General features: G+C 50.3%; 22 protein-coding genes and 1 pseudogene. 10 read left to right on the forward strand and 13 right to left on the reverse strand.

What is annotated here, in order from left to right; all coding sequences use genetic code 11:
• Positions 1 to 175: 175 nt before the first annotated feature.
• Both HUX64_RS09765 and alaS read right to left on the reverse strand, forming a co-directional pair.
• On the reverse strand, positions 176 to 1,402 hold the full coding sequence (locus HUX64_RS09765) for an aspartate kinase (RefSeq protein ID WP_174626045.1): 1,227 nt from the start codon (positions 1,400 to 1,402) through the stop codon (positions 176 to 178).
• 12 nt (positions 1,403 to 1,414) lie between these two features.
• Positions 1,415 to 4,027 carry an alanine--tRNA ligase gene (alaS, locus tag HUX64_RS09770; RefSeq protein WP_174626046.1) on the reverse strand — a complete coding sequence of 871 codons (2,613 nt, stop codon included), beginning with the start codon at positions 4,025 to 4,027 and terminating at the stop codon, positions 1,415 to 1,417.
• A 199-nt stretch (positions 4,028 to 4,226) separates the two neighbouring features.
• Here alaS and HUX64_RS09775 point away from each other — a divergent pair, with 199 nt between their 5' ends.
• Together HUX64_RS09775 and HUX64_RS09780 are read left to right on the forward strand one after the other, a co-directional pair.
• Positions 4,227 to 4,538 carry a hypothetical protein gene (locus tag HUX64_RS09775; protein WP_174626047.1) on the forward strand — a complete coding sequence of 104 codons (312 nt, stop codon included), beginning with the start codon at positions 4,227 to 4,229 and terminating at the stop codon, positions 4,536 to 4,538.
• A 53-nt stretch (positions 4,539 to 4,591) separates the two neighbouring features.
• A complete protein-coding gene (locus HUX64_RS09780; RefSeq protein WP_174626048.1) occupies positions 4,592 to 4,903 on the forward strand; it encodes a hypothetical protein in 312 nt (103 codons plus the stop codon).
• Between the two features lie 52 nt (positions 4,904 to 4,955).
• On the opposite strand, the gene HUX64_RS09785 is transcribed toward HUX64_RS09780, so the two are convergent.
• From HUX64_RS09785 to lpxB, 4 genes are all read right to left on the reverse strand, one after another.
• Entirely contained in the window at positions 4,956 to 5,207 is a 252-nt protein-coding gene (locus tag HUX64_RS09785; RefSeq protein ID WP_174626049.1) for a CCDC90 family protein, read from the reverse strand.
• Positions 5,208 to 5,413: 206 nt separating this feature from the next.
• Positions 5,414 to 5,872: a regulatory protein RecX gene (locus tag HUX64_RS09790; RefSeq protein ID WP_174626050.1), complete on the reverse strand. Its 459-nt coding sequence runs from the start codon at positions 5,870 to 5,872 to the stop codon at positions 5,414 to 5,416.
• 19 nt (positions 5,873 to 5,891) lie between these two features.
• On the reverse strand, positions 5,892 to 6,926 hold the full coding sequence (gene recA / locus HUX64_RS09795) for a recombinase RecA (protein WP_174626051.1): 1,035 nt from the start codon (positions 6,924 to 6,926) through the stop codon (positions 5,892 to 5,894).
• Positions 6,927 to 7,062: 136 nt separating this feature from the next.
• Entirely contained in the window at positions 7,063 to 8,208 is a 1,146-nt protein-coding gene (gene lpxB / locus HUX64_RS09800; RefSeq protein WP_174626052.1) for a lipid-A-disaccharide synthase, read from the reverse strand.
• Between the two features lie 206 nt (positions 8,209 to 8,414).
• Between lpxB and HUX64_RS09805 the strand changes: the two genes are divergently transcribed.
• Positions 8,415 to 9,104, forward strand: a complete 690-nt coding sequence (locus HUX64_RS09805; RefSeq protein ID WP_174626053.1) for a VIT1/CCC1 transporter family protein — start codon at positions 8,415 to 8,417, stop codon at positions 9,102 to 9,104.
• A gap of 104 nt (positions 9,105 to 9,208) precedes the next feature.
• On the opposite strand, the pseudogene trhP reads toward HUX64_RS09805, so the two are convergent.
• From trhP to HUX64_RS09820, 3 genes and pseudogenes are all read right to left on the reverse strand, one after another.
• Positions 9,209 to 10,545: pseudogene (gene trhP, locus HUX64_RS09810) on the reverse strand (prephenate-dependent tRNA uridine(34) hydroxylase TrhP).
• A gap of 52 nt (positions 10,546 to 10,597) precedes the next feature.
• Positions 10,598 to 11,695 (reverse strand): DegT/DnrJ/EryC1/StrS family aminotransferase, encoded by a 1,098-nt coding sequence (locus tag HUX64_RS09815; protein ID WP_174626054.1) that lies wholly within the window; start codon positions 11,693 to 11,695, stop codon positions 10,598 to 10,600.
• Positions 11,696 to 11,759: 64 nt separating this feature from the next.
• On the reverse strand, positions 11,760 to 12,692 hold the full coding sequence (locus tag HUX64_RS09820; protein WP_174626055.1) for a Gfo/Idh/MocA family protein: 933 nt from the start codon (positions 12,690 to 12,692) through the stop codon (positions 11,760 to 11,762).
• Between the two features lie 269 nt (positions 12,693 to 12,961).
• Here HUX64_RS09820 and HUX64_RS09825 point away from each other — a divergent pair, with 269 nt between their 5' ends.
• Positions 12,962 to 13,366 carry a CBS domain-containing protein gene (locus tag HUX64_RS09825; protein ID WP_174626056.1) on the forward strand — a complete coding sequence of 135 codons (405 nt, stop codon included), beginning with the start codon at positions 12,962 to 12,964 and terminating at the stop codon, positions 13,364 to 13,366.
• 26 nt (positions 13,367 to 13,392) lie between these two features.
• Here HUX64_RS09825 and HUX64_RS09830 read toward each other — a convergent pair whose 3' ends face one another.
• Together HUX64_RS09830 and HUX64_RS09835 are read right to left on the reverse strand one after the other, a co-directional pair.
• Entirely contained in the window at positions 13,393 to 13,794 is a 402-nt protein-coding gene (locus HUX64_RS09830) for a hypothetical protein (protein ID WP_174626057.1), read from the reverse strand.
• A gap of 20 nt (positions 13,795 to 13,814) precedes the next feature.
• A complete protein-coding gene (locus HUX64_RS09835; RefSeq protein ID WP_174626058.1) occupies positions 13,815 to 13,961 on the reverse strand; it encodes a helix-turn-helix domain-containing protein in 147 nt (48 codons plus the stop codon).
• A gap of 406 nt (positions 13,962 to 14,367) precedes the next feature.
• Here HUX64_RS09835 and HUX64_RS09840 point away from each other — a divergent pair, with 406 nt between their 5' ends.
• Complete coding sequence (locus HUX64_RS09840) at positions 14,368 to 15,375, forward strand: cytochrome-c peroxidase (RefSeq protein WP_174626059.1); 1,008 nt, start codon at positions 14,368 to 14,370, stop codon at positions 15,373 to 15,375.
• Positions 15,376 to 15,612: 237 nt separating this feature from the next.
• Here the strand turns inward: HUX64_RS09840 and HUX64_RS09845 are convergent, their stop codons facing one another.
• Both HUX64_RS09845 and ppx read right to left on the reverse strand, forming a co-directional pair.
• A complete protein-coding gene (locus tag HUX64_RS09845) occupies positions 15,613 to 16,881 on the reverse strand; it encodes a YfiM family lipoprotein (protein WP_174626060.1) in 1,269 nt (422 codons plus the stop codon).
• A 10-nt stretch (positions 16,882 to 16,891) separates the two neighbouring features.
• Positions 16,892 to 18,388 (reverse strand): exopolyphosphatase, encoded by a 1,497-nt coding sequence (gene ppx, locus HUX64_RS09850; RefSeq protein ID WP_174626061.1) that lies wholly within the window; start codon positions 18,386 to 18,388, stop codon positions 16,892 to 16,894.
• 140 nt (positions 18,389 to 18,528) lie between these two features.
• Here ppx and HUX64_RS09855 point away from each other — a divergent pair, with 140 nt between their 5' ends.
• The 5 genes from HUX64_RS09855 (at position 18,529) to HUX64_RS09875 (ending at position 25,581) form a co-directional block, all read left to right on the forward strand.
• Positions 18,529 to 19,458: an ABC transporter ATP-binding protein gene (locus HUX64_RS09855; protein WP_174626062.1), complete on the forward strand. Its 930-nt coding sequence runs from the start codon at positions 18,529 to 18,531 to the stop codon at positions 19,456 to 19,458.
• Entirely contained in the window at positions 19,455 to 20,219 is a 765-nt protein-coding gene (locus HUX64_RS09860; protein ID WP_174626063.1) for an ABC transporter permease, read from the forward strand. The genes HUX64_RS09855 and HUX64_RS09860 overlap by 4 nt, the downstream gene beginning before the upstream one ends.
• An 11-nt stretch (positions 20,220 to 20,230) precedes the next feature.
• Positions 20,231 to 21,970: a copper resistance system multicopper oxidase gene (locus HUX64_RS09865; RefSeq protein WP_174626064.1), complete on the forward strand. Its 1,740-nt coding sequence runs from the start codon at positions 20,231 to 20,233 to the stop codon at positions 21,968 to 21,970.
• Positions 21,971 to 21,973: 3 nt separating this feature from the next.
• The gene (locus tag HUX64_RS09870) at positions 21,974 to 23,149 is read left to right on the forward strand and encodes a copper resistance protein B (protein WP_246246978.1); all 1,176 of its coding nucleotides are present in this window, start codon (positions 21,974 to 21,976) and stop codon (positions 23,147 to 23,149) included.
• Between the two features lie 179 nt (positions 23,150 to 23,328).
• Entirely contained in the window at positions 23,329 to 25,581 is a 2,253-nt protein-coding gene (locus HUX64_RS09875) for a copper-transporting P-type ATPase (RefSeq protein ID WP_174626065.1), read from the forward strand.
• The last annotated feature ends 8 nt before the right edge of the window (positions 25,582 to 25,589 follow it).

The raw sequence follows: 25,589 nt of genomic DNA on the forward strand, positions 1-25,589 counted from the left end.
GCATCGGCCGTTCCATAACCTCGCTGTGCAACTATGAATGCTACGGCCTGCTCGAGGGTAATGCCGTTTTATACCGGGCATTGATTTCGCTGGCGCCGCTGGAAACCATACTGAAATCGCTCAAGCCGCAGTAAAACATAGGAGCAATCACAATTTCAACGTCCCGCTTAAAATTTTAAGACACTGCTTCCTGATCCAGTTTGAATGCCGAATGCAAGGCTCTTACTGCCAGTTCGAGATACTTCTCGTCAATAACAATAGAAATTTTGATTTCCGAGGTTGAAATCATTTTGATATTGATGCCCTCATCAGCAAGCGCTTTAAACATCGTGCTGGCGATGCCGGCGTGGGAGCGCATACCGACGCCGACGATTGAAATTTTGACAATGCCGTCATCAGCGGTAACTTTTTTGGCCCCCAGTTCAGCACAGGTTTTATCAAGCGCGGCCTTGGCCCGCTGATAATCATTGCGATGCACCGTGAAAGTAAAGTCCGTGGTCGCATCATCGGCAATATTCTGGATAATCATATCAATTTCGATATTGGCATCGGCCACAGGCCCAAGAATTTTAAAGGCGACTCCCGGCAAATCCGGCACTCCGCTGATGGTTAATTTTGCCTCATCGCGATTAAATGCGATCCCGGAAATTAAAGCGCTTTCCATTGGTGATTCCTCATAGGTAATAAGCGTGCCCTTACCCTCTTTAAATGATGATAATACGCGCAGCGCAACATTATATTTACCGGCAAATTCCACCGATCTTATTTGCAATACCTTTGAGCCCAGGCTGGCCATTTCCAGCATTTCCTCAAAGGTAATTTTATCGAGTCTGCGCGCTTTGGGCTCTACTCGCGGATCGGTGGTGTAAACGCCATCGACATCGGTATAAATATGGCATTCATCGGCTTTTAAAGCAGCCGCCAATGCGACAGCCGTGGTGTCGGAGCCGCCGCGACCCAACGTGGTGATATTATTTTGCTCGTCAACGCCCTGAAAACCGGCCACCACCACCACTTTACCTTTATTCAGATGAGAGCGTATGGGCAGCTCGTCTATGTTAAGTATGCGCGCTTTGGTATGAGCGCTATCGGTCAGGATTTTTACCTGGCTGCCGGTATAAGAATGCGCGTCGCAGCCAATCTCATGTAAAGCCATGCTCAAAAGCGAAACGGTAACCTGCTCGCCGGTAGACAGCAAGACATCCATTTCCCGGCCATTGGGCTGTTGCTGCAAAGCTTTTGCCAGGGCAATCAAACGATTGGTTTCGCCGCTCATGGCCGAGACGACAACGACAATCTGATCGCCCAGATCATGCGCTTTTTTAACTTTTTTAGCGACTGCCTTAATCCGCTCGATAGAGCCTACCGAAGTGCCGCCAAATTTATATACATATAATGCCATTTACTGAAACCTTTAACGCGCTGTTTGTTCCTGCACCCAGGCCGGAACCTGAGCCAATGCGCCCGCCAAGCCTGCCGGGTCATTGCCGCCGGCCTGAGCCATATCGGGCCTGCCGCCGCCTTTGCCGCCCACTTTGGTAGCGACGAAATTGACCAGATCGCCGGCTTTTATCCGCCCTGTCTGGTCTTTGGAAACCCCCGCAATCAGGCTGACCTTGTCACCTTCAACAACGGCCAGCACGATTGCCGAGCTGCCCAGCTTATTTTTTAACTGATCCACCATGTCCCGCATCGATCTGGGATCAACATCATTCAGCCTGGCAGCCAACACCTTGACGCCATTGACCTCGACGGCTTGCGCGCTGAGCTCGCCGCCTGCCGATGAAGCCAGTTTTGCGTTCAAGCGTTCCAGTTGTTTTTCCAGCAAGCGGTTTTTTTCTATCAGCAATTCGACTTTTTCAGCGGCCTTTTCCGGCGAGCTTTTCACCAGCACGGCTATGCTTGCGAGCGCCTTGTCGCGGCTGGCTATCCAGTCGATGCAGGCAGCGCCGGTTACCGCTTCAATACGCCTGATGCCGGCCGCTACGCCGGTTTCGCTGATTATTTTAAAACAGCCGATATCGCCTGAGCGCTGAACATGGGTGCCGCCGCACAGCTCGGTCGAGAAATCGCCGATTTTTAACACTCTCACCTCATCGCCGTATTTTTCGTCAAACAGCGCCATTGCGCCTGCTTTAACGGCTTCATCTTTAGCCATGAGCTGTGCGGAAACGGGGTTATTCAAGCGAATCTGTTCATTAACGAGCCTTTCAATCGTGCTGATTTCATAAGCCGTCACGGGCTCAAAATGTGAAAAGTCAAAGCGCAGCCGCTCGCTATTAACCAGTGAGCCCTTCTGCGTAACATGATCGCCCAGAATTTGCCTCAGCGCTGAATGCAGCAAATGAGTTGCCGTATGATTCAGTTCCGTGGCTTTTCTATCTGCCGCGCTAACCCTGGCATCGCCTAACTGACCCGCAGTCAAGGTTCCGCAAATCAGCTTGCCTTTATGCAGAAACAGCTTGCCGCCCTGTTTCTGCGTATCAGTCACTTCAAATACAGCGCCGTCCGCTTCAATTTTTCCGCAATCGCCCGCCTGACCGCCGGACTCTGCATAGAAAGGGGTTTTATCCAAAACCACAATGCCTTCTTCGCCATCCTGCAAGCTATCAACGGGCTGGCCTTTTTTGTAAAGCCCGATAATATGCACCTGGTCATCAAGATAATCGTAGCCGGTAAATTCGGTCTGTCCATCCAGCTTGATGTCCTGCTCATAATCAGCGCCAAAACTGCTGGCCAGCCGCGCCCTGTCGCGTTGCGCGGACATAGCCATTTCAAAGCCGGCATGATCGACGGTAAGATTATTTTCACGGGCAAAATCAGCGGTCAAGTCAACCGGGAAGCCATAAGTATCGTAAAGCTGGAATACCGTATCACCCGGAATCACAGAGCCTTGCATTCTGGCGACGCAGGCTTCCAGAATCTTCATGCCCTGTTCCAGGGTTTCTGCAAAGCGTTCTTCTTCCTTCTTTAATACGCGCTCAACCTGGGCTTGCGCGGCTTTAAGCTCAGGAAAAGCCGCGCCCATTTCTTCCACGAGCGGCGCGACCAGTTTATAGAAAAATGTTTCATGAATACCCAAACGGTAGCCATGCCGAATGGCGCGGCGAATAATGCGGCGCAAGACATAACCCCGGCCTTCGTTGGACGGCATCACCCCATCGGCCACCAGAAAGGCAGACGAACGAATATGGTCGGCAATGACCCGCAGCGAGCTTTGCATTAAATCCGTCGTGCCGGCAATCCCGGCCGCTGCTTTCAATAACTTTTGAAATAAATCGATTTCATAATTGCTGTGCACCCCCTGCAATACCGCCGCTATGCGCTCCAGACCCATGCCGGTATCGACCGACGGTTTCGGCAGCGGGGTCAGCGCGCCATCAACGGCGCGGTCATACTGCATGAACACCAGATTCCAGATTTCGATATACCGGTCGCCGTCCTCTTCGGGCGTGCCCGGCGGGCCTCCGGGGAGATGCACTCCGTGATCATAAAATATTTCGCTGCAAGGCCCGCAAGGCCCCGTATCTCCCATAGACCAGAAATTATCCTTGGCGCCGATTCTCGAAAACCGTGTTCTGGCTATGCCGATATCATCAAGCCAGATTTTTTCCGCTTCCGAGTCTTCCTCAAAAACGGTCACCCATAATTTTTCGGCGGGAATTTCCAGCTCTTTTGTCAGAAAATCCCAGGCGAAGCGGATGGCTTCTTTTTTAAAGTAATCGCCAAAGCTGAAATTACCCAGCATTTCAAAGAACGTATGATGTCTTGCCGTATAGCCGACATTTTCCAGGTCATTATGCTTGCCGCCGGCCCTGACGCAGCGCTGACTGGTCGCCGCCCTGTTAAAATCACGCTGCTCGCGGCCTAAAAACACCTCTTTAAACTGCACCATGCCGGCATTGGTGAATAACAAGGTCGGATCATTTGCCGGCACAAGTGAACTTGAAGGCTGTATGGAATGCCCCCGCTCACGAAAAAACTCCAGGAAGGCGGCACGCACATCTGCACTGGTCATCTTTTTCATCAGACATTAAATAGAATAAGTCATGGATGGCTTATTCTAGCAGAAATGCACTGCCTGCTGTCTCCTTTAAAAGCTGTGCTACGCTTGACTCTCTACTTAGCACTTACTTATTCGAATTAGGGAGAAACAATGAAGCTAAAAATTCTGGCATTAATTTTAACAACAACCGCCTGCGCACCCAACATAAAGCCTGAAAATCTTGACTACGGCCCCGAGCCTGTTGGCTACAAGGACATCATCGAGGGGCGGCACGCGACAAGGCGCTGCCGACCCTGATGCGGTGCGAATCAGATACTATGGCAAGCCTTTCAAAACCCATGTTTACAATCATTTTACCGGCGGCAATATCAGGGCCGGCTGGGGCGTTTGCTACGACATCAACGGTAAGAATGTTTATGGCGGCTATACCGGCTTCATGCCTCGCTTCATCATTCTTCATAATAACTACACGATCTATATGGCTCGTGACTTGAGAGCTGTCGATTTGTGCGAAGCAAACGCCATTAAATGATTATTAAAAATTAATGCAAATAGTGTATAATGTTTTTATTTATTCATTAAATCATGACACAGCAAAATTTAATCACCTCAAGAAGAACCGTCGCTCTGGCCGAAGACACCATCGTCAGGCTCAAGGCTTTCTCTAAAGCCAATCGTCTTAAAATGTATGAAGTGATGGATACGCTGGTGAATCTGGCCTATCAGGATGAAGGCATCAAAAAGCGCATTATTGATGAGACCAGAAGGCTAAGTCAGGAAAAGAAAAGCATCAAAGTAACTTTGGCTCAGAAGGCCAACAGGCTTGATCCCAAGCTCAGGGAAAGGCTTAGAACCATGTCCGCTGAGGAACTGGGGCGGCTGTTAGAGAGAGGGTAATCAAGAAAGGCCCTTTTTGGGCCTTTTTATTGGTTAGCAACATTTAAATTTATTAGAAAAACGTCTTCAGAATCAAAGATAACATGCCGGCCAGCAACATGCCCATCATCCACTTTAGAACGGCCAAGTCGGTCTTGATTGGGTTTAACTCCTGTTGCAATCTGTTATCCAAATACTCACGGGTGACAATCTGGTCTTGAGCATCGGCAATGACGCGCACAACCGCTTCTGCCTGTTCCTGAGAAAAGTTGGCGGCTTTGAGTTTGGCAACTAGGGCCAGAGTGTCAAACGTTATCGTAGTCATGATTTTAATAATAATGAATTTAGTAGAGAATCACAAGGAGTATAAAGATTGGATTTTGGAGGGATGCCCTCTACTACCTAAAGGAATGACTTTTTTCGAGGTGGAATACAGGGGTGATAATATATGGATAGTGTTTTTCAGCCTTTGCGCTATACCATTTCAAAATTATTTAAACTTCAAAATCAAACTGGGCTAAGTCTGGATTTTTACTTACTCTTAAATACACTTGCGTGTAAGGCGCTAATCATTTCAATGGAAAAGCCGCGATGCACTAAAAAACGGCTGCGTTTTGCCCATTCATTTCGATCCATCGGGGTGTCATGTTTATATTTTTTAAAATACACCTGCTCCAGCAGATCCATCCAGCTACCGGCCGCTTTTTGCACAATGTCTTCAAGGTTAACGGCATCAATCCCGTTTTGCCGCAGTTCATAGGCAATACGGATAGGGCCATAGCCTTTCTGGATACGATGCCGAGCATAATTTTCCGCATACCTCTGGTCATTCTGCCAGCCTTGCAGAATCAATTCGTCAATAACTGCAAGCACTTTATCCCTGTTAAAACCATTTATTACCAGCTTGTCCAACAATTCTTTGCGGCTATGTTCTCTTCGCGCCAGCAAGCGCAGGCAGGTTTTCCTGATATGCTTAGCAACTTCATCCACCGCAAACTAACCAAGGCCGCTATTCGCCCTCTTCAGTCAGCGGCTCGATGACCGGCGGCGGCGCTTTGCCAAAGGCCTCGGCTCTTATTTTTGCCTCGATTTCTTGGGCTTTGTCAGGATGCTCTTTCAGAAAGGCTTTGGCATTGTCCTTGCCCTGGCCGATTTTCTCATCCCCGTAACTGTACCAGGAACCGGCTTTCTGAATGAATCCATAGTTAACGCCCAGATCGACCAGCTCCCCATAAAAGGAAATGCCTTCCCCATATAAAATTTCAAATTCGGCCTGTTTAAAAGGCGGAGCGACTTTGTTTTTTACGACTTTTACGCGGGTTTCATTACCAATAACTTCTTCACCCTTTTTGACGGAACCAATACGCCGGATATCCAGGCGCACCGAAGCGTAAAACTTGAGCGCGTTGCCGCCGGTTGTGGTTTCAGGATTGCCGAACATGACCCCGATTTTCATCCTGATCTGGTTGATAAAAATCACCAGGGTATTGGAGCGCTTGATATTTCCCGTGAGTTTTCTTAATGCCTGGGACATTAAACGCGCCTGCAAGCCCATGTGCGAATCGCCCATATCGCCTTCAATCTCGGCTTTAGGCGTTAACGCGGCCACCGAATCAACCACGACGATATCAACGGCGCCCGAACGCACCAGCATATCGGTAATTTCCAGCGCCTGCTCGCCGGTATCCGGCTGGGAAACCAGTAAGTCATTTACATTAACGCCGATTTTCTCGGCATAGCCCGGATCCAAGGCATGTTCGGCATCAACAAATGCCGCCGTGCCGCCAAGCTTTTGCATTTCGGCGATGACCTGCAAGGTCAATGTGGTTTTACCTGACGATTCAGGGCCATATATCTCAACAACACGGCCGCGAGGCAAACCGCCGCAACCCAGCGCAATATCCAGGCCAAGGGAACCTGTAGAAACGACGTCGATATCGCGCGAAGCAGACACATCGCCCATACGCATGACCGAGCCTTTGCCAAACTGCTTTTCTATTTGCATCAGCGCTGCGCCTAGCGCTTTCTTTTTGTTTTCATCCATTATAATGCTCCGGTGGCGGTGTAGGTAAGAAAGAAATATCGCTAAAATCAAGGGCTTCATTATCCCATAGAGACCAGGGTTCGGGTAGTATTGATTTATTTGGAGAGCTGATTAATCCCATCTTCAGGAGTACTTCTTAAGACAATAGAGCCAGCGCCAGTTCAGCCATATTTTTAGAACCGCCGCCTTGCCCTAACTGCTCCTTAACACGCCTCAAATTTTCACGCATTGCGTTTGCATAAATCCTGTCAGTCAAAATTCGACTGATTTCGGCGGCCAGATTTTCGGCTGTCGCCTCGTGCTGAATGAATTCCCTGATAATGCTTCTGCCCGCCACAATATTCGGCAAGCCTATAAAGGGCGTTTTCACCAGCCATCGGCCCAGCCAGTAAGTTAAAGGGGAAAGCTTGTAGGCAATCACCATAGGGACAGTCAGCAAGGTGATTTCCAGCGTGGCCGTGCCCGATGTCGTCATGACTGCATCGCAGCATTGAATGGCGTCGTAAGGCTGGTTTTTTACTACAGTAATGTTAACAGGCGACTGCTTTAAATAACCTTCAAGCAGTTCGCGGCTGATTGAATCGGCCTGGGGCAAAATGAACTGGAGGCCGGGCAAACTGGTTTGCAGTTCTTCAGCGGCTTTCAGCATCACCGGCAGCATGCGCTTGATTTCGTTGGCGCGGCTTCCCGGCAACAGCCCCACTACCGGCCGTTTTTCATCCATTTTAAAGAGCATCATATCTTCAGCTTTACTGTGCCGAGCGTGGACCTTATCGACCGAAGGATGGCCCACATAGCGCACCGGCACCTTCTCGGCGTCATAATAAGCGGTTTCAAAAGGAAATATCACCGCCATCATGTCGATAACTTCGCCATATTTCTTGACCCGGCCAGGCCGCCATGCCCATACCTGCGGGCTGACATAAAACAGCACTTTAATACCGGACTGCTTGGCGAACCGGGCCAATTTAAAATTAAACTCCTTGTAATCCACGCAAACCAGTAAATCCGGCCGTTCCGTTTCTATTATTTCCTGCATGAGCTTTAACGCCCTGCGGATTTCGCCGTAATGCCTGACAACCTCAACAACGCCGATCACGGCGATATTCGTTGAATCGTAGCGAATATCGATGCCCGCCTGAGCCATTTTTGCAGCGCCCATGCCGATGCCTTTAATATCGGGCTGATGTTTTTTCAATTCCAGGAACATATTGGCGGCATGCCGGTCGCCGGATGATTCACCGGCGCTGAACAGAATGGTTAAAGATTTATGCTGAGGCATGGCGGGCAAGCTAAAAGATATATATGCTACGCGAAACTAAGGCTTTGACAATGACATTCCCAAATGGGATTTGATGAACGCAAGAGTAGTGAGTCAAGTGTAGATGTAATAATATACACTTGTTTTCGAATTTCATTAGCCGCCTGATTAGCTGTCTGATTATAAGTTATGGGGCATCATGCTATCCCTAACACAGAAAGGACGTTATGAGACATATTGAAAGACATAGAGTACGACGCATCGGCTGGCTGCGGGCGGCTGTTCTTGGCGCCAATGACGGTATTGTTTCCACTGCCAGCCTGGTCTTGGGCGTGGCCGCCGCAGGCGCAAGTTCAGCCAATATTTTGATAGCAGGTATTGCCGGTCTTGTGGCCGGCGCCATGTCAATGGCGGCTGGCGAGTATGTGTCGGTAAGTTCACAAGCCGATACCGAGCGCGCCGATCTGGATCGGGAACGTAAAGAGCTGGCTGCAGACCCCGAACATGAGCATGCGGAAATGACGGCCATCTATGTCGGGCGCGGGCTTGATGCAGAACTGGCCGCCGAGGTCGCTGCCCAGTTGATGGCGCATGATGCGCTCGGCGCTCATGCGCGTGACGAGCTGGGTATTTCGGAAACCTTGACCGCACGCCCGGTTCAGGCCGGTTTGGCGTCAGCCGCCACTTTTGCAGTCGGCGCCGTTCTGCCTCTTTTGATTGTCCTTTGGGCGCCCATATCTACGCTCATCTGGGCTATTTCGGGCAGTTCGCTCTTGTTTCTTGCCCTGTTAGGCTCGCTGGCTGCGCATGCCGGCGGCGCTTCTGTAATTACTGCGGCCATGCGGGTGACCTTGTGGGGCGCCTTGGCTATGGCCATGACAACTGGAGTTGGGGCTTTGTTTGGAGTAGCTGCCTGAGATCGGCGGCGCTAAATAATCTCGACGCTAACAAAATCCATAGTTCAGGTTCGGTTGATTTAGCCTCCACGCAAGCGCACTACGGACAAGCGGTTAATTGCATTTTAAATATAACGCGCCAGCAGGCCATGATTGCTGCGGGTTTCCGGGATGGGTATTTTCACTTCATGGCCGCCGAGGCTTCTTCCATGGCTTGTCCCTGCAGGCCTTCCATGCGTTCGACGATAATATCCTGATTACCTTCCGGCCGTATCAGTTCCAGTTTATCACCGACTGAAAACTTGTTCTTGACATCCACGGGGGCAAGCCCGGTTTCCTGATCATAGCTTCTGATTTCGCCGCAAAATTGCTGCTGATGGCTTTTGGAATAACCGCTCATATAATTTTGCTGTTCATGGGTATGGTGGCGCTGATAAAAACCGTCGGTATAACCCCGGTTGGCAAGGTTATCCAGAACGCCGATCAGCTCGGGTTGAAAGGCGCGGCCCGCCAGTGCGTCATCAATCGCCTGGCGATAGGTTTGTGCAGTGCGTGCCACATAATAATGCGACTTCGTGCGGCCTTCGATTTTAAGACTGTCTACGCCGATTTCGACCAGGCGCTGCACATGCTCGATGGCTCTCAAGTCTTTTGAATTCATGATATAAGTGCCGTTTTCATCTTCCATTACCGGCAACAGATCGCCTTTGCGGCCTTCTTCTTCCAGAAAATACACTTTATCCGCCAGCGGATGCCGTTTCGCGCAGCCGCAGCTGGCGTTGCTGATATCGGGCATCGACAAGGCTCCGCCAGCCGGCAGGAAATCGCCTTCGGCATTTTCATAGGCGGGCAATGTGTCGTATTTCCAGCGGCAGGCGTTGGTGCAAGCGCCCTGATTGGAATCGCGGTGGTTAAAGTAGCCGGATAACAAACAACGGCCGGAATACGCAATGCATAACGCGCCGTGAACAAATACTTCAAGTTCCGTATCGGGACAGCGCTGGCGGATTTCTTCAATCTCATCCAGCGACAGTTCGCGCGACAAAATGACCCGCTCAAGGCCCATGCTTTTCCAGAAATTGACCGATGCATAATTGACCGTATTGGCCTGTACCGACAGATGTATCGGCATGTCCGGCCAGGTTTCCCGCGTCATCATAATCAAGCCCGGATCAGCCATAATCAGTGCGTCCGGCTGCAGGGCGATAATCGGAGTAATATCCTTAATAAAGGTTTTGACCTTGGCGTTGTGCGGAATCACATTGGTCGCCAGAAAAAATTTTTTACCTTGTCTGCGGGCTTCAGTTATGCCTTTAGCCAGATTATCAGCCAGAAAATCATTGTTGCGCACGCGCAGGCTATAGCGCGGCAATCCCGCATAAACGGCATCCGCACCGTATGCAAAGGCATAGCGCATATTTTTAAGGGTTCCGGCCGGAGCCAGCAGTTCGACCTGTTTCACCTTGAACACACTATGATTCGCAACTTACAAACAGGAGATAAATCAAAACCCGCTAAACCGTCAAAACTTCCCGAATAACCCCGGCAATTTCCCTGATCAAGTGGTCTTCAAGAAACGGGCAAACGGGCAGTGACAGACAATTAGCCGCAACGGCTTCGGTCGCCGGCAAGCGCAAGCCTGCGCATTCCTGTTTAAAGACATTTTGCCGGTGCAAGGGCACGGGGTAATAAACTGCACAGCCGATTTGTTTAGCCTGCAAGGCTTTTAGCAGCTCATCGCGGCGATCAGATAATATTGTGTATTGATGATAAACATGCTCACCAAGGCCGTCTTCAAACGGGGTCGTCAGCGGCAAATCGGCCAACAGCTGTGAATAAAGATGCGCGGCGCGGCGGCGCGCCTGATTATATTGATCAATACGTTTTAATTTAACTCGTAATACCACCGCCTGCATTTCATCGAGGCGACTGTTATAACCGATGACATCGTGGTAATAGCGCACATCCGAGCCGTGATTGCGCAGTTTTTTGATTTTCGCCGCACTTTCGTCCGAGTTGGTGACGACCAAACCGCCATCGCCAAAGGCGCCGAGATTTTTACTGGGGAAAAAACTGAAGCCGGCCGCATCACCGATAGCGCCGGTTTGCTTGCCGTTAATGCTGGCGCCAAACGACTGGCAGCAATCTTCAATGAGTTTCAGATTATGCCGACTGCAAATCCGGGCAATAGCAGCCATTTCGGCAGGCTGGCCAAACAAATGCACCGGCATGACGGCTTTGGTCAAGGGCGTAATGGCCTGTTCTATGGCTGCCGGTGAAATATTAAAGGTTTTGGGATCTATATCGACAAAAACCGGCTTAGCGCCGACATATTTGATCGCTTCGGCCGTGGCAATAAAGGTAAAAGCCGTGGTAATCACTTCATCGTCGGCCTCAATGCCTTCTGCAATGAGGGCCAAATGCAGCGCATCGGTTCCTGAAGCCACGCCTATGGCATGTTTAAGGCCCAGATATTGCGCCGCTTCTTGCTCAAAAGCCTGGACATTAGGCCCTAAAATAAAAGCGCATTTTTCTATTGTTTCAGCCAGACCCTGCTCGATTTCATCCTTGATTTCGGCATATTGAGCCTTCAGGTTTACCATGGGTATCATGTTTTGTTGCCTTTTGTTGTATGGGTAAAACGCAACTATGCGTCTTTACAGGAAAATTGTTTTATTAATCGCCCAATAATTGCGTGATCTGTATGGCCGTTGCCAGCGCTCTTTTCCCGGCTTCGCCGGTAACGAGCGGACTTTTACCGGTGCGGATGCAGTTTACAAAATGCTTGATTTCTTCGAGCAGCGCGTCGCCGCTTTCAAAAGTGGATTCTTCCGTTTCAATTTCCGGAATACCGGGAAACATTTCCTTTTTACCGGTGCGGTGTCTGGTCAAAATGCGCTGATGGAAATCCACCGACACATATGAACTTGGCCTGAACATGCGCATTTTACGCTCCATTTTCATGCTGATCCGGCTGGCCGTCACATTGGCCACACAACCGTTTTTAAACAACAGCCTGGCATTGGCAATATCCGTGCCCTTGGTCAATACCGCCGTGCCGCTGGCATCAATACGCTCCACTTCGGAGTCCACCAGCGCCAGGATAATATCAATGTCATGAATCATTAAATCCAGGACTACGCTGACATCATTGGCGCGGGGATTAAAAGGCGACAAGCGATGGGATTCGATAAACAGCGGCTTCTCCTCGTTATCCAGACCCAGTATCGCCGGGTTAAAGCGCTCTAGGTGCCCAACCTGCAAAATCAGACCGTTTTCCTTAGCGATGGCGATCAACTCATCAGCTTCCGCAACCGTTACCGTAATGGGCTTTTCCACCAGCACATGGGCGCCTGCCTCCAGGAAATCCCTGGAAATCGCATGATGCAAGGTGGTAGGCACGACAATACTGACAGCATCGATTGCGCCGAGCAGAGGTTTATATTCTGTCAGCGCCTTGGCGCCAAGCTTGTCGGCCACCTCTTTCGCGGCGGCTTCGTTAATATCGACAACCGCCGTTAATTCACAATCAGGCAAGGTTGCATACTTTTCAGCGTGAAATTTTCCCAGATAACCGGCGCCGATAACCGCGCATTTTAATTTTTTCATGGATTTAATTTAATAAGTTCACCTGCAAGCGGTAAAACCTGGATGAAACGTAGCTGTACGTACCTGATTCTGCTACCGAATAAAATCAGGTATTGTAAACTATCGGCATCGATACAAGAACATTTAGTCCTTCTCAAGAGTCATGGCCGCTGAAAGAATCATAAGTAAGGGGTTATACTGACGAATAAAAAGTATTCCCGTTTCACAAAACTTTAACAAAGAATACCTATAAGATTTGATTTATCTTAAATTTTTATCTGCTCAGTGTTATGGCATTACCCACAAACATCCACGATGTAAAAGCCCTAAGTGATCCGGATAAAAAGCACCTTTACATTGAGAGTTCTGATGCCCCTGAACAAGCAGCCACGGTCAAACTGCTGCTGCGCTATATAGAACCTATATCTGCCGAAGAAGGATATATAGAAGTTTTAAACCGTTTCATCGAGAACGAGGCGCTTTTTACCGCAGCCATCGTGGATAATTTCAATGTGCCGGTCGGCTTAATCGATCGGGGACGGCTAACCGAAATTTTTATTAAACCGTTTGCAAGAGACCTGCACCATAAAAAATTGGTCGGCGAGATTATGGATACCGAACCGATCATTGTCGATATTCATACCGGTATTGATGATCTGGCAAAAATTATTATCGATTCCGGAATCATGAAATAATATTTACCGCCAAATCTATCAAGGGATTAAACTGAAAGGCTCCGTTTATCGTCTTTATGAAACGGTGTCGAGCTCACCATCGCCCAACGGGTTTTTTGTTCGACAATACCAGGGCGCTCATCAATGCTGATGAGATTTCTAATCCGGCCACGCTTAACTTTTGACCGGTATTGCTTTTTTCGCTTTTTGCGGCCTTGCCGAAGGTGCTTGTACAACTCGCTGCCGAAACTTTTATCCATCCATATAGGATGGTAAATACGCTCATGGCTCATGGCTGATCGTGATCGCCTGCTCTTCACAATAATCCAGCCGAGACTTGTTCGGGGCTCCAGTCCAACCGGATACTTGCTTCTATCAAAGCCATCACAGCGGCTCAGGTTAATCGCTTTCGCTGTCTCGACACGGCGCCCGACCGCCCTGCTCTGCACTTGCTTGGGTCCTAGTTTCGCTATCCGCTATTGCGCTTCAGCTCTCGACTGAGCGTTGAGGAGGATACGCCTGGAATTGCCGCTATGTCCTTCTGATCTTTTTTTGCTTTCTTTAATACTTCAATCTGATATCGTTGGACTTCGGCCAGCGGACTATAGGTCTTCATAAACTCTCTTATCTCTGGTCGGATTGGAAAAGCCTGAACTATAGCAGCTGACTTTTCCAATTCGGTAAAAATGAATTGCGCTTAGAAGTTGAAACCAGGAAGAGATAAAATCCAGAGACTGTGAGTTAATAGCATTTTTGAATAACTGGATAATTTCCCCAGTTATCAGAGCCCAGCCTGATTAAAAGGTTATCATTTGGGTACAAGACCAGAATTGGACTAGCTTGTACCTGAGGTTTTAACAGGCGGTAATTTGATTGTAACTTGCCGGCTTTATATTTTACAATTCAAACGGGGGCATCAGATTAGCCGGTATTCTCGCCTTAAGCCAAAATGTCCCGACACGAGCCTTAAGTGTTAAGGGTAAATCGCCCCATACATTAATAATAATATTCTGGAGGATGGTATGTTTAAAATTCGTTCGCTGATCACAGCGTTAGCTTTAGCAGGTTCCGTTTCGGCGGCTTCTGCCTGGGAAGCGTTGCCGACGGCAGCGCCCGCGCCTGAGGATAATCCGACCACTGACGCTAAAGTTGAATTGGGCCAAATGCTGTTTCATGATCCCCGCCTGATGTCCGTAAATGGCCGGATTTCCTGCTCGTCCTGCCACAATACCATGATCGGCGGCGATGACACGCTGACTACCTCGTTTGGCCATAATAATCAGGCCGGAGGCCGCAATGCGCCGACAGTCTGGAACGCGGCGTTTAATAAAGTCCAGTTTTGGGACGGCCGGGCAGCCAGTCTGGAAGAGCAGGCCGCAGGCCCGGTAATTAATCCTATTGAAATGGGCATGAAAAGCTGGGATGAGGTTGTGGCGCGTTTTAAACCTATTGAAGGTTATCGGAAAGCTTTCGAAAAAGCGTTTGGCGATGCTACGATTTCTCAAGATACTGTGACTAAAGCCATTGCCGCTTACGAAAGAACCCTGATTACGCCCAACAGTGCTTATGATAAATATGTTTCAGGCGATAAATCGGCTTTAACTGAACAGCAGGTGCGCGGCATGAACAAGATGGCTGAACTGGGCTGCACCGGCTGTCATAGCGGACCGGCATTTAATGGTCCGGGCGTATTCCAGAAGTTTCCTGTCATGGAAAACGGCTATTTTGAAGCCCAATATCATTTTAAAAAGGATAAAGGCCGGGCGGAAGTCACCAAAAAGACGGAAGACGAGCATTTCTGGAAAGTGCCTACCTTACGCAATATCGCTTTCACCGCCCCCTACTTTCATAACGGATCGGTCAAAACCCTCAGGGAGGCTGTAAAAATAATGGCGAAAGTACAATTGGGCAAGGACTTATCCAAAGATGAGATAGCCGATATCGTGGCTTTCCTGAATGGCCTGACCGGAGAATTCCCCAGACAGAAAATGCCGCTTTTGCCGATGATACCCGATGTAAGCCAAAATTAAGCTGTCGCTGCGCTATTGAGCAGGATGTAATTAAGCCCTGCATCATTTTATTAAAGGGAGCTGAAAACGCTCCCTTTGTTATTCGGCATTGTTAATTCGATTGGAATGCTCTAAAACTATAGGGCTTCGACAGCTCAGCACGAACGGATCTGGCGGTATGTCCGCTGTGAGCCTGCCGCAGCATGAAGCTGCCATATTTTAGCTTCCCTGATTGTTCTATAAATTTAACCCTGCCTTTCATTCCCTATTATAAATAGGCGCTGCTGTTATGCGGGCATCGATCAGCTTTGATATTTCCTGATAAGCAGGGCTTTCAATGGAGCCAAAGCGGCTTTTAAAGTCGGCTTCGCTCATTTTTTCAGGCAGATCGCGCGGGTCGGGCATGAAATCCCTGTAGTCTTTTACTTGCGCCATGGCCTTTTGAAGTTTACGGGCGCTTTCCGGCGATGCCGTCGCCATTTCGCCAAAACGCGTACCGGCTTTGTCGGCGGCTAAATCAATAAAGCTGAAACCGCTGCCGTCTACGGCATCGCTGAGTTCTTTTTCTTCACCTACCGCCTGCGCCACCTGACCGTTTACGGAAGCCGTAATAGCGGCAGAGCCGATGAAATGCTGGGCCAGATCTATCCTTTTATATAAAAAAGCGGAATACTGCTGTCCGGCCGAGAGCCTTGATGCGGGAGCGGCCAGAAGCTTTCTGGCTTCCTTTTTATTTACATAGTCATTGACGGCAAATATGGCGGTCCGGTTTTCTTCTATGGCATTATCCAGCGTGGAACGCTGGTAAGCGAGCTCGAATACCGGCTGCAATAAATCCGCCAGCGACAGACGCCATTCGGGATCATGGCGGTCAATAATTTCGGCCAGTTTTTGCTGATAAATAGCCAAGGCCGGCGAAGGGCTGCGGTTAGTCAGGAAATTTCGCGCCTGAATTAACGTTTCCTGATTTGAAAAGTAAGTGATGGCTACCTTTTTTTCATCAATTTGCACGGCTTTAATAGGCCGGGTCGCCAGTATGAAATACTGATTCAGCGAGGAATGCCGGATAACATTGTCAATAACGAAAGCAGCAAGTTTTGCCGGCAGCAAGAGTTTGCCCACTTTAAACTTGGTTATGCCGGGAAGCTCCGTGTCATTATCATTGCCTAATCTGAAACTGATATTCAGATACTGCCCCAGACTGTTTTCAGGCAAGGTCATGGTGACGGTAAATCTGACCTTATTATTTTTCAGTTCTATTTTAACTGCGCTTTTGCTGTAGCGGTTTAACAGATAATTGGTAGCCAGATTGAGATCGCTTTCCGTCAATTCGATCGTGCCAATTTCATCAGGCCTGGTTTTGGCGCCTTCATGAAGTATCGTTTTTGCTCTGGCAATATCATCATGAGCAAGCGACCAGCCCACATCAAGATCAGGCTTGTCATTAACGCCGAAAAACACCAGCATTGCGCCTAAAAGCAATAACCCTGCCAGGCCATAAAGTAAAATCTTCCAGACAGTTTTCATGAACAACCGGTCAGGCAAACTCCAGTTTAAAGCCGGCAGATTTAAGATAGTCAGCTTCCTGAATCAAATCGGCATGCGTCAGCGGCGACTGGGCCAGCCATTGGTCCGGAAACTGTAATTGAATGCTGGATTTAACTATCTGTATTTTAAAGTCAGGCAGGTCATGGTCATGGCGATTACGGCGCAGCAATACGGCCAGACGCAAAATGATGGTTAAATAGGGCGCCACGATATTCCACGGCGAGGGTAAATCGGTAAAACGTGAGGCAGAAAATTTCCGCCTGTGGGTCTTTACAATAGCCGCCAATACGATTTGATCCTGCCTGGAAAAACCGGCCAGATCTCCATTCTCGATAATATAGGCGCCGTGCTTGTGATACTGGTTGTGGGCAATATCATGGCCGATCTCGTGCAGGTCCGCCGCCCAGTTTAAAAATTGCGCTATGGTTTCGATGGGCAGACAACTATCCCTGATTAACTGGTTCAGCATATAGTTGATGGTCCGCCGGATGCGCAAGGCGTGCTTCTTATCAATATGATAACGATCGGCCAGCGCCTGCACGGTCGCGGAACGAATATCATGATCATACAAGCGGCCCAATAAATCCAGAACCAGCCCTTCCCTGAGCGCGCCTTCGGAAACAGTCATTTGTTCAATGCCAAGGCTTTTGAAGGAGGCATAGACAATAGCCAGACCGCCTGGAAATACCGGCAAACGTTCCGGATCAAGTTCCGGCAGATCAAGTTCATTAATATGACTGCACTGGTTAAGGTGCGCGATAAGTTGCTCCAGACCTTCCCGGGTTATGCCGTTGTTACTCCAGTTTTTAGCTTGCAGGACTTTGTCAATGGCACGCAGACTGCCTGATGAGCCGATGGCCTCCTGCCAGTTGTTGCGCTGAAATGCGGTCTGGAAAGGCTCCAGTTGCTGTTCGGCAAACAGGGTTGCCCGGAAGAATGCGCTCCTGGAAAGTTTGCCGTCTTTAAAAAAGGTATTGCTAACCGATACGCAGCCCATGGGCAGACTTTCTTTTATAGTCGGCGTATCGTGGGTGCCAATAATATATTCGGTGCTGCCTCCGCCTATATCCATGACAAAGCGCAATTCGGCATTGCTGCCCAGGCTGTGCGCTACGCCCAGATAGATCAGGCGGGCCTCTTCTATGCCGGAAATAATATCAATAGGATGGTTTAGGGCTTTTTCAGCCTTGGCCAGAAACTGATAGGAATTTTTAGCGATACGCAGGGTATTGGTGCCGACAATGCGGACGCTTTCGGGCGGAAAATTGCGAATTCTCTGGCCGAATCGTTCCAGACATTCCAAAGCCCGGTGCTGGGCGCCGGCGTCAAGATAATTCCTTTTGTCCAGTCCGGACGCCAGCCTGACCATTTCCTTAAGCCGGTCTATGGTTTGCAGTTTGCCATCATTCAGATTGCAGACAATCATATGAAAACTGTTAGAACCCAGGTCTACAGCCGCCACGATTTCGGGTGTTTTTTTTTGCACGGGCTTATCCAGTTTTGTCTACGAGCCTTTTCTATATCTGATAAAATGATACGGTTTTAGCCATCCATTTGAGCTTTTTTTAATGGCAGCTGTGCCTAATTTAACTTATTTAAAGCTTTCCGTTAAGTGTTTGTTTTACTATGAATGCATTATCCCTTCGCCAGCTCAGAAAAACTTATAATAATGGCTTTGAGGCCCTGAAAGGCATTGATCTGGAAGTTGAAGCAGGCGATTTTTTCGCCCTGCTAGGCCCTAACGGGGCGGGTAAATCAACCGCTATCGGCATTATCAGTTCGCTGGTCAACGCCAGCAGCGGCTCGGTCAGTATCTTCGGCCATGATTTGAAAACAGATCGGGCCAGAGCCAAAAGCTGTATCGGCCTGGTTCCGCAGGAAATCAATTTCAATCAGTTTGAAACGGTCAAAAATATTGTGCTTAATCAGGCCGGTTATTATGGCGCGCCGCGTAAACTCGCCCGGCAAAGAACTGAAATTTGCCTTAAGCAAATGGATTTATGGGATAAGCGCGATATGGTTTCCCGCCGACTGTCAGGCGGCATGAAGCGCCGGGTAATGATTGCGCGCGCCCTCGTGCATGCGCCCAGGCTGCTGATTCTTGATGAGCCGACAGCCGGGGTCGATATAGAAATCCGCCGCTCCATGTGGAAAATGATGCGGGAGATTAACGGGCAAGGCACCACCATTATTTTGACCACCCATTATCTGGAAGAAGCGGAAAGCCTGTGCCGTAATATTGCCATTATCAATCATGGGCGGATTGTTGAAAACTCTGATATGGCCAGTCTTCTGTCCCGGCTTACCATTGATCATTTTGTGCTCTATCTGGCTCAGCCTGTTAGTGTTATGCCCAAGCTTGAGGGCTATCAGATTGAACGGGTAGATAACAAGATTGTTAATGTTTCCGTGCCGAAAGAAACAGGACTTAATGACTTATTCAGCCAGTTAAGCGCGCATAATATCAAAGTCCTCAGCCTGAAGAACAGGAGCAACCGGCTGGAGCAGCTGTTTATGGACTTGATAGAGTCAAAACCGGCCGGGGATAAGCCATGAATTATTGGATTGCTTTCAGAACGATTGTCATAAAGGAAACCTATCGTTTCATCCGGATCTGGCCGCAAACCTTATTGCCGCCGGCCATTACCACCGCCCTGTATTTCCTGATTTTCGGCAAATTGATCGGCGCCCGGATAGGGACGATCCATGGCGCAAGTTATATGGATTATATTGTGCCGGGCGTTATTTTAATGTCCGTCATCAGCCATGCCTATTCGAATGTCGTTTCTTCCTTTTATTCGACTAAATTTCAGCGCAACATAGAAGAATTGCTGGTCGCGCCGGTGCCAAACTGGGTAATTCTGGGCGGCTATGTGAGCGGAGGCATTTTCCGCGGCTTGCTGGTAGGTCTGGTGGTGGCGCTGATATCATTGCTGTTTGCCGATATTGTGGTTAGAAATGCCGTGATTGCTATTGCCATAGCGATGCTGACCGCGACCGTATTCTCGCTGGCGGGCTTTATTAATGCAGTGCTCGCCGAGAGTTTCGACGATATTTCCATTATCCCGAACTTTGTTTTAACGCCTTTAAGTTATCTGGGCGGCGTTTTCTATTCGGTCGGGATGCTGCCTGGCATCTGGCAGACCATATCGCTGGCAAACCCCATCCTGTATATGATCAACGCCTTCCGCTACGGATTTATAGGCGTCACTGATGTCGACATACAGTTTGCTTTTCTGATTACGGGCGGGTTTATTATTGTCCTGACCGGGCTTAGTCTGGTTATGCTGCACAAGGGCGTCGGAATCAAGAATTAAAAGATAAAAAGGTGAAGCCTATTTTCAGATCATACTGCCTGTTACCGAACATTTCCCGCCGAAGGTTCCTTGAGAGATTGCTTGCCGGCGGTATTCTTCTGGGTTTCCGCCCGTGGCTTAAAGCGCCTCAAGCAAAGGAAAGAACACAGCCGGCCGCGGTGCTGACCGGCCCGAAATTTAATCTCACGATAGCGTCAACCCCGGTCAACTTTACCGGGGCGCCGCGCCTGGCGACTACCGTCAATGGTTCGATTCCGGCGCCTACCCTGCGCTGGCGCGAGGGCGATACGGTCACGGTCCGGGTTAGCAACCGCCTAGACGAGGCAAGCTCGATTCACTGGCACGGTATACTTCCGCCTTATCAAATGGACGGCGTGCCGGGCATCAGCTTTAAAGGCATCGCGCCGGGAGAAACTTTCACCTATCGCTTCAAGGTACAACAATCAGGCACTTACTGGTATCACTCCCATTCCGGCATGCAGGAACAGACCGGACTGTACGGGGCCATCATCGTTGAGCCTGCTGAAGCTGAGCCGATAAAAGCGGACCGCGATTATATCATCATGCTGTCTGACTGGACGGACGAAGACCCGATGAGCATTTTTGCCAAGCTCAAAAAGCAAAGCGACTATTACAATTTCAATCAGCTCACGGCGCTGGATTTTTTTCAGGATGCAGGCGCCGGGGGATTTGCCTCAGCCATAAGGAAGCGGCACATGTGGAATCAGATGCGCATGAATATGACTGATCTGGCCGATATTTCCGCCTATACCTATACCTACCTCATGAACGGAACCACCCCGGCCGGTAACTGGACGGGGCTGTTCCGGCCCGGCGAGAAGGTACGATTGCGCTTTATTAACGCCGGCGCCCAGACCTTCTTCGACATACGCATACCGGGACTCAAAATGACCGTGGTCCAGGCCGATGGACAAAATGTCGAGCCGGTTGCGGTGGATGAGTTTAGAATCGGGCTGTCCGAGACCTATGATGTCATTGTGACGCCGGATGACAGAGCCTATACTGTCTTTGCCCAGGCTATGGACCGCACCGGTTACGCCTGCGGCACCTTGGCGACCCGCCACGGTTTGTCGGCAGAAATTCCCCGCCTGGATAAACCCGAACGGCTGACCATGGAGGACATGATGGGTGACATGAATGGGGACGGTAAACATACTCATGTTATGGATCACAGCGCTCATGGCGGAACGCACTCAAGCCGCGGCGCAATCCGGGCGCACCATGCCCGAACCGAATTCGGCGCCGGCGTCGACATGCGTGTGGACATGCCGCGCACCAATCTCGACGATCCTGGTGTGGGTTTGCGAAATAATGGCCGCCGCGTACTCACTTATGCCGACCTGCACACCATCGGAGGATCGCTTGACCTTAGGGAAGCCGGGCGCGAAATCGAGCTTCATCTTACCGGCAATATGAAACGCTACAGCTGGTCATTCGACGGTGTCGAGTTCGGCAAATCCACACCGGTGCATTTTCGCCATGGCGAACGGCTGCGCGTGATCCTGGTCAATGATACGATGATGACCCATCCCATCCATCTGCACGGCATGTGGAGCGAACTTGAAAGCCCGGACGGGCGCTTTCAGGCGCGCAAGCACACCATTAACATACAACCTGCTCAGCGGGTAAGTTTTCTCGTCACTGCCGATGCCCCGGGGCGCTGGGCCTGGCATTGCCATCTGTTCTACCACATGCATGCAGGAATGATGCGCCAGGTAGTCGTGGACTGAATCATGAGGCAATGGCACAGGCGCTATCGAATCACGAAGCAGGCAACGCTAACAGGCAATCCGCTAAAGTTAATCGCCGCCGTGATGGCTTTCAGTCTATCTCCCGCCTGCTCGCACGATCTGAAGCGCCTTGAAAGGGCGCAGGAGCAGGCTCTTAGCAGCCCTGCCATTGCCCCGGCGGAACACAAGGGGCATAGAGATAGAGTAAGGCCTGGCAAGAAAGCGCATACAGCGCCGGCCATAAGCTCTGAAGAAAGGGAAACCATGCCGGCCATGGATCACAGCAAGATGAATCACAATCCTCTGCCTTCCACGGCTCAACCCCGCCAGCCAGACACAGCAGAAAACCCGGAGCCTGACAGCAGCCCCGGCAGTGCAGATTCGGAAGAAACCGGGGCAGGGAACCACGGCAATCACCACCGCCATGATGATGCCGGCCATGGTTCCCTGCCCCGGCAAGAGATCTCGCCCCCTTCTGATGTCCGCGATCCGCACGCCTATTCTGAAGGCTATGATTTCGGACCGCTGCCGCGGCCGCACATGGGCGATGACGATAACCAGGGTTCGCTGCTGGTCGATCGGCTTGAAAGCCAGACTAAACGCAACAATACCTCCGTGACTTATGACTGGCAAGCCTGGTATGGCCCGACTTATGATCGCGCGCTCATTAGAGCCGAAGGCGAAATTGAAAGCGGGACATTTAAGAACGCACGCAACGAGTTGCTTTGGGCGCATGCTGTTACCGCTTATTGGGACACCCACTTGGGCGTGCGCTACGACAGCGGCAAGGGCACGGATCGCGGCTGGCTTGCATTCGGCGTACAAGGTCTGGCCCCATACTGGCTGTATGTGGAAGCAACCGCTTATGTCAACGAGCAAGGGCGCACTGCATTCCGCCTGGAAACAGAATATGATTTATTGCTGACGCAAAAACTCATCTTGCAGCCCCGCATCGAGCTGAATATTTATAGCCGGCGGGACGATACGCGGGATGTAAGCAGCGGCTTGTCCGACCTGGAAGCAGGTCTGCGCCTGCGTTATGAGATTGTACGGGAATTGGCGCCCTATGTCGGCTTTGAATGGAGCGGCAGGTTCGGCTCGGGGGCGGATAATATAAGGGTGGCCGGTAAGGACGCTGAAGAAACGCGGTTTGTTGCCGGCGTGCGTTTCTGGTTCTGAATTGCGCCTCATTTTCAGGATTTAATGGCCTTTCATACCATCGGACTGTCTTTTAATAAAAGCCCAAGGTTTTCAGCTAAAGATAACACAATTTTTTTATCTGTGATTCAATAGCATGAGTAGAGTCAAGCCCTTCAAGCCGGCAAGAAGTCGTCATTTTGAATATCAGGAGAGAACATATGTCCGCTAACCCACTACCTCACCCTGAAGCGACTTATACCTGTCCCATGCATCCTGAAGTTCGCCAGCAGCAGCCGGGCAGTTGCCCGAAATGCGGGATGGCGCTGGAGCAATTCGAAACTGCAACTCCAAAAATCCATACCGACTATGTCTGCCCGATGCATCCTGAAATCGTTCGCAATGAGCCGGGCTCCTGCCCAAAGTGCGGCATGGCGCTGGAGCCTCGAGAGATTGCCGGGGAACAGGAGGAAAACCAGGAACTTGCCGACATGAGCCGAAGATTCTGGATCAGCGCAGCCTTGTCGATACCGGTGTTCATTCTGGCTATGAGTCATGACCTGCTGCAATCCAGGCCTGACTTTCTCGACAGACACAAGCTGCAATGGCTTGAATTTGCGCTAGCGACGCCCGTGGTTTTATGGGGCGGCTGGCCATTTTTTCAACGCGGCTGGGCTTCTGTGGTCAATCGCAGCCTGAATATGTTTACCTTGATCGCGCTAGGAGTCGGCGTAGCCTGGATTTACAGTCTGGCCGCTACCTTTTTGCCGAAAATTTTCCCTGCGGTAATGCGCGATGAGCAAGGCGCGGTAGCCGTTTATTTTGAAGCGGCCGCCGTTATTACCACCCTGGTTTTATTAGGCCAGGTACTGGAATTACGAGCACGAAGCCGGACCAGCGAGGCCATTAAAATGCTGTTGGGACTGGCTCCTAAAACCGCCCGGCTTCACCATGATGACGGCAGCGAAGCCGATATCCCGCTGGAGCAGGTGAAACCCGGCGATATCTTGCGGGTGCGCCCCGGCGAAAAAGTTCCGGTCGATGGAGTCGTGCTGGAAGGCAATAGTTCAGTGGATGAATCCATGGTAACCGGCGAGCCTATTCCGGTCGAAAAAGCGGTTGATATGCCTCTGATAGGAGCAACCATTAATGGTAGCGGCAGTTTATTGATGCGCGCCGAGCGCGTAGGCAACGATACACTTTTAGCGCAAATTGTACACATGGTCAGCGAGGCGCAACGCAGCCGCGCGCCGATTCAGAAACTGGCCGATGTGGTGGCAGGTTACTTTGTCCCCGCCGTAGTGCTGATTGCCATCATTACTTTTGCAATATGGTGGCTATGGGGGCCAGAACCCGGCCTGGCTCATGCCGTAGTGAACGCTGTGGCGGTATTGATTATCGCCTGTCCCTGCGCTTTAGGATTGGCTACCCCTATGTCTATTATGGTAGGAACAGGGCGGGGCGCCACAGCCGGCATCCTGGTTAAAAATGCCGAGGCGCTGGAAACTATGGAAAAGGTAGATACCTTAGTGGTTGATAAAACCGGAACATTAACGGAAGGAAAGCCCAAACTCATCACAGTAGAGACCGCCGCAGGCTTCATTGACCAGGATGTGCTGCGTTTTGCCGCAAGCCTGGAACGCGCCAGTGAACATCCGCTTGCCGCCGCGATTGTCAAAAGGGTGGAAGAACAGGGCTTGACGCTGATGCAGGTTGATAATTTTCAGGCGCTTACCGGCCGAGGCGTCAGCGGGAATGTCCACGGTCACCAGATTGCGTTGGGCAATGCGCAGTTAATGGCTGAATCAGGCATTGATTCAGGCTTGTTGACAGACCGCATAGAAACGCTGAGCAAACAGGGCCAAACAGTCATGATCATAGCCATTGACGGCAAAGCGGCCGGTCTGCTGGGGGTGGCCGATCCGGTTAAGAAAACCACCGCAAAAGCCCTGTCAGAATTACAAAAAGAACAGATTAAAGTAGTAATGCTGACGGGCGACAGGCGCGCGACTGCCGAGTTTGTTGCGCAAAGCCTGGGCATTGACCAGGTTTATGCGGACATCCTGCCTGATCAGAAATCCGAAATTGTTAAACAGTTGCAGGCTGAAGGAAGAGTAGTCGCGATGGCCGGTGATGGTATTAATGATGCGCCGGCCCTGGCTCAGGCCCAGATTGGCATTGCCATGGGCACAGGCGCTGATATAGCCATGGAAAGCGCGGGCGTCACCTTGATAAAAGGGGATTTATCAGGAATAACGAAAGCCCGTCATTTAAGCCGGTCCACGATGCGTAATATTCGCCAGAACCTGTTTTTTGCGTTTATTTATAATAGCCTCGGCATACCTGTTGCCGCCGGTGTGCTGTACCCGTTTTTCGGACTTTTGCTGTCGCCAATGATTGCAGCGGCAGCCATGAGTTTCAGTTCGGTTTCGGTTATCGCCAATGCTTTACGGCTAAGGCGGGTCTCCTTGTAAAGGCATTT

Origin of the sequence: Candidatus Methylobacter favarea (assembly GCF_902806695.1) — a bacterium.
GTDB classification, from domain to species: Bacteria; Pseudomonadota; Gammaproteobacteria; order Methylococcales; family Methylomonadaceae; genus Methylobacter_B; species Methylobacter_B favarea.

Coding starts and splice junctions, on each gene's coding strand:
- HUX64_RS09765 (WP_174626045.1), bottom strand. CDS start 1,402: ATGGCATTATATGTATATAAATTTGGCGGCACTTCGGTAGGCTCTATC.
- alaS (WP_174626046.1), bottom strand. CDS start 4,027: ATGAAAAAGATGACCAGTGCAGATGTGCGTGCCGCCTTCCTGGAGTTT.
- HUX64_RS09780 (WP_174626048.1), top strand. CDS start 4,592: ATGACACAGCAAAATTTAATCACCTCAAGAAGAACCGTCGCTCTGGCC.
- HUX64_RS09785 (WP_174626049.1), bottom strand. CDS start 5,207: ATGACTACGATAACGTTTGACACTCTGGCCCTAGTTGCCAAACTCAAA.
- recA (WP_174626051.1), bottom strand. CDS start 6,926: ATGGATGAAAACAAAAAGAAAGCGCTAGGCGCAGCGCTGATGCAAATA.
- lpxB (WP_174626052.1), bottom strand. CDS start 8,208: ATGCCTCAGCATAAATCTTTAACCATTCTGTTCAGCGCCGGTGAATCA.
- HUX64_RS09805 (WP_174626053.1), top strand. CDS start 8,415: ATGAGACATATTGAAAGACATAGAGTACGACGCATCGGCTGGCTGCGG.
- HUX64_RS09815 (WP_174626054.1), bottom strand. CDS start 11,695: ATGATACCCATGGTAAACCTGAAGGCTCAATATGCCGAAATCAAGGAT.
- HUX64_RS09820 (WP_174626055.1), bottom strand. CDS start 12,692: ATGAAAAAATTAAAATGCGCGGTTATCGGCGCCGGTTATCTGGGAAAA.
- HUX64_RS09825 (WP_174626056.1), top strand. CDS start 12,962: ATGGCATTACCCACAAACATCCACGATGTAAAAGCCCTAAGTGATCCG.
- HUX64_RS09835 (WP_174626058.1), bottom strand. CDS start 13,961: ATGAAGACCTATAGTCCGCTGGCCGAAGTCCAACGATATCAGATTGAA.
- HUX64_RS09840 (WP_174626059.1), top strand. CDS start 14,368: ATGTTTAAAATTCGTTCGCTGATCACAGCGTTAGCTTTAGCAGGTTCC.
- HUX64_RS09845 (WP_174626060.1), bottom strand. CDS start 16,881: ATGAAAACTGTCTGGAAGATTTTACTTTATGGCCTGGCAGGGTTATTG.
- HUX64_RS09855 (WP_174626062.1), top strand. CDS start 18,529: ATGAATGCATTATCCCTTCGCCAGCTCAGAAAAACTTATAATAATGGC.
- HUX64_RS09860 (WP_174626063.1), top strand. CDS start 19,455: ATGAATTATTGGATTGCTTTCAGAACGATTGTCATAAAGGAAACCTAT.
- HUX64_RS09870 (WP_246246978.1), top strand. CDS start 21,974: ATGAGGCAATGGCACAGGCGCTATCGAATCACGAAGCAGGCAACGCTA.
- HUX64_RS09875 (WP_174626065.1), top strand. CDS start 23,329: ATGTCCGCTAACCCACTACCTCACCCTGAAGCGACTTATACCTGTCCC.